Annotated in this window: 3 protein-coding genes; 1 reads left to right on the top strand and 2 read right to left on the bottom strand. The window is 70.2% G+C overall.

Features of this window, described 5'->3' with window-relative positions; all coding sequences use genetic code 11:
• Together G6024_RS10610 and typA are read right to left on the bottom strand one after the other, a co-directional pair.
• A partial coding sequence (locus tag G6024_RS10610) for an ABC transporter substrate-binding protein (protein ID WP_235027860.1) occupies window positions 1-955 on the bottom strand: 955 nt, incomplete at its 3' end.
• 11 nt (window positions 956-966) lie between these two features.
• Window positions 967-2,889, bottom strand: coding sequence for a translational GTPase TypA (typA, locus tag G6024_RS10605; RefSeq protein ID WP_067718464.1), 1,923 nt, complete (start codon window positions 2,887-2,889; stop codon window positions 967-969).
• 344 nt (window positions 2,890-3,233) lie between these two features.
• On the opposite strand from typA, the gene G6024_RS10600 reads away from it, so the two are divergent.
• Window positions 3,234-3,830 (top strand): Rv1157c family protein (locus G6024_RS10600; RefSeq protein WP_194307377.1); only part of this gene is annotated, 597 nt, incomplete at its 3' end.

The following is a 3,830-nucleotide window of genomic DNA, read 5'->3' as shown; positions in this document are numbered from 1 at the left end:
GACGGACCGCCGGATCGGCCACCGCCGGCGCGACCGTGTTCAGCCCGAGTTCGAGCTGGGCCGCGCTCTCCAGGGGCGCGGTGGTCACTCCCGGGACCGTGGCGGCCACGTCTGCCGCCACCGGGTTCGCCGAGACGATCGCCATCACCCCGGGACCGCCCCTCAGCGCCTCGCCGAGCTGGCCGGCTCCGGTGGCGCGTCGCACGACGATCTGGTCGACCTCGGGCGCGCGGGCCCAGTACCGGTCGTTGCGCACGAATTCGATCTGCCCCCGGCCGATGTCGGCCGTGCGGATCATGAACGGACCCGCGCTCGTCACGGGCAGGAACTGCATCGAGCCCTGGAACCCGTCGGGCGCACCCTTGAGGATGTGCGCGGGGAGGAGGTGGGTGAACAGGCCCCGCCAGTGCTCCGGCACGACGTCGAACTCCACGTCGACGACCTTGCCGCCCGCACCGGAACGGACCTCCACGATCCTCTCGTACCCGGCCGGATCGACCACGCCGGGCTGGGTGGTCATCTGCCGCCAGAGGTACTCGAAGTCCTCCGCCGCGACGGGGACACCGTCAGACCATTGAGCCTGCTGATCGATCGTGTACCGGATGGTCGAGGGGGCCCCGGGGACCCGCGCGGCGGAGACCAGGAGATCCCGGTTGAGCGTCTGTTCGCCACCGGGGCCCGGGTCGAACGCGCTGGGCAGCAGCAGCGAGGCCACGAGGTCGGTGTCCACCCCCTGGTCGGCCAGGAGGTGCGGGTTGAACCCCGGGTCCACCCGGTTCAGCGCGAGCAGGAGACCGTCCTCCGTGAGGGTGACCGACGCGCCGTCGGTGCGCTCCTCGCCCACCACCGCCGGTGGGGGCGGGTCGGCGACGCACCCGGTGACGACGACGAGGGCCAGCGCGGCGCACACCGCGGCGGCACCCCGCCGGCGCACCGACGCCCCCCTCGTCGTCATCTGTTTCCGGTCTAGCCGACCGTCTGCTGGTCGCGCGACTTGGACCGGCTGCGGGCCTTGGCCCGCTCGTTGGCGGTGAGCAGGACCTTGCGCACACGGACCACCTCGGGGGCCACCTCGACACACTCGTCGACGGCACAGAACTCCATGGCCTCCTCGAGGGAGAGGTTCTTGTGCTTGGACAGCGTCTCGGTGGCGTCGGAGGAGGCCGCACGCATGTTCGTGAGCTTCTTCTCCTTGGTGATGTTGACGTCCATGTCCTCCGAGCGCGGGTTCTCCCCCACGACGACACCCTCGTAGACCTCGGAGCCGGGCTCGATGAAGAAGTCACCGCGGTCGGCCAACCCGAGCAGCGCGAACGTGGTCGCCTTGCCCGCACGGTCCGCGACCAGCGAACCGGTGTGCCGGGCCCGGATCTCCCCGGCCCACGGCTCGTACCCGGCGGAGTACGAGTTGGCGATCCCCGCACCCCGGGTATCGGTCATGAAGGTGGTCCGGAAACCGATGAGGCCGCGCGCGGGGACGGTGAACTCCATGCGCACCCAGCCGGAGCCGTGATTGCTCATCTGCTCCATGCGGCCCTTGCGGGCGGCCATGAGCTGGGTGACCGCGCCGAGGTGCTCCTCGGGGACGTCGATGGTCATGTGCTCGAACGGCTCGTGGAGCTTGCCGTCGATCGTCTTGGTGACCACCTGCGGCTTGCCGACGGTGAGCTCGAACCCCTCGCGGCGCATGGTCTCGACGAGGATGGACAGCGCCATCTCGCCACGACCCTGCACCTCCCAGTCGTCGGGCCGCTCGGTGTCGAGCACCTTGAGTGAGACGTTGCCCACGAGTTCCTGGTCGAGGCGCGCCTTGACCATGCGCGCGGTGAGCTTCTTGCCGCCGTTCCGGCCGGCCAGGGGCGAGGTGTTGACGCCGATGGTCATGGAGATGGCGGGCTCGTCGACCGTGATGGCCGGGAGGGCGACCGGGTTCTCCGGATCCGCCAGCGTGTCACCGATCATGATGTCGCTGATACCGGCGACCGCGACGATGTCGCCGGCGACGGCCTCCTCGGTGGGCACCCGCTCGACACCGTCGGTCTTGAGCAGCTCCGAGATCTTGACGGACTTGGTCTCCTGCTCGCCGCCCGGCAGGTTGTGGATCCACGCGACCTGCTGCCCCTTGCGCAGCCGGCCGTTGTGGATGCGCACCAGACCGATACGGCCGAGGAAGTTGGAGGCGTCCAGGTTGGTGACGTGGGCCTGAAGCGGGGCGTCGGCGTCTCCGCGGGGGGCGGGGATCACGTCGTAGAGGAGCGCGAACAGCTCGTCGAGGTTCTCCCCCTCCGGCTCCTGGCCGTTGGCCGGCTGGGTGGTGGACGCCTTGCCGGCGCGGCCGGAGGCGAAGACCACGGGCAGCTCGAGCGCGTGCTCGGCGGCGGCCTGGGCGGCGGGGTCCTCCAGATCGGCCGCGAGATCGAGGAGCAGGTCCTGGGCCTCCTCGACGACCTCGTCGATCCGGGCGTCCGGCCGGTCGGTCTTGTTGACGACGATGATGACCGGCAGGGAGGCGGCGAGCGCCTTGCGCAACACGAAGCGGGTCTGCGGCAGCGGCCCCTCGGAGGAGTCGATGAGCAGGACGACGCCGTCCACCATGTTCAGGCCACGCTCGACCTCGCCGCCGAAGTCCGCGTGGCCCGGGGTGTCGATGATGTTGAAGACGAGGTCGGCGCCACCCGCACCCGCGCCGTGTCGTCGCACGGAGGTGTTCTTGGCGAGGATCGTGATGCCCTTCTCACGCTCGAGGTCGCCCGAGTCCATGACCCGGTCCACGAGCTCCGCGCGTTCGTCGAACGCGCCGGACTGGCGCAGCATCGCGTCGACGAGTGTCGTCTTCCCGTGGTCGACGTGGGCGACGATTGCGACGTTGCGGAACTCGGTCAAGGCCATACGCTGGGTTCTCCCTCGGAGGCTTACGGGCGCCCGGGGCGGCTCGTGGGCCGCCGGGCTGGTGGTGGGAATCGACGGCGCTAGTCAGCCGCGATCCACAGGCGCGTCCGGTCGAGCGCGCGTGCGGATCTACTTTACCCGCTGATCCGGACGATTCCCCCATCCTGAGACCACCCCGACAGTGCGGACGCCCTGTGTTATTTACATCACGTATAACTTCTGTAACATCAGCACCAGAACGCGCGTCTGCCCGACTCCCGGTGCCCGTGACTCGGGACACTTATGAGAATATCTAGCGGTCGACCGGTCGGCCCGTCCGCCGGTCCGCCCGCCCCATCCGAAGAATGGACTCGCCAGTGATCCGCCACTCGCTCAGGACCTCGTTCCGGACCATCGGTCTCGGGGCCGTCGCCGCCGTCGCGGTCGGTCTCGCCGCACCCGCCACCGCCAGCGCGCAGTCGCTCGACGAACTGGGACGCCCGACCGAGCCCGTGCTCCAGGCGATCGAGAACCTCGCCGAGCAGCAGTGGATCCCCGAGGAGACCCGGGGCACCATCGCCCGCGCCGTCGGGTTCTTCCGCGGCACCGGCGAACCCGGCACCCCGATTCCCGAGAACGGCCCGGTCATCGCGCAGTTCGCCTACCCCACGATCATGCAGCAGTGCATCGGCGGTGAGCAGACCGCCGTCGGTGCCGCGACCGCCGTGCCCGGCCCGGCCGATCTGCCGCTGCCCGGCATCGCCCCCGGCCATCTCGGCTTCATCTTCACCGCCCTGGGCACCGAGGGTGTCGCGGCCCAGCAGGCCCAGCCCATGACCGTCGACTGGATCAACGTCAACAACGGCCGTCGCGGTACCACCGTCCTCGGGTACAACGGCCTCAACGAGGGTGGCCCCGCCACCGTCAACGGTGTCGCCGACACGGGCCCGGGCCAGGTCCTC

Source organism: Dietzia maris (genome assembly GCF_014144855.1).
Classification (GTDB): Bacteria; Actinomycetota; Actinomycetes; order Mycobacteriales; family Mycobacteriaceae; genus Dietzia; species Dietzia kunjamensis.
The sequence above is the reverse complement of the archived record's forward strand: the minus strand, read 5'-3'. Positions and strand labels throughout refer to the sequence as shown.

Bases quoted from the DNA above. Each gene is read 5' to 3' on its own strand.
- typA (WP_067718464.1), bottom strand. From the start codon at position 2,889: ATGGCCTTGACCGAGTTCCGCAACGTCGCAATCGTCGCCCACGTCGAC.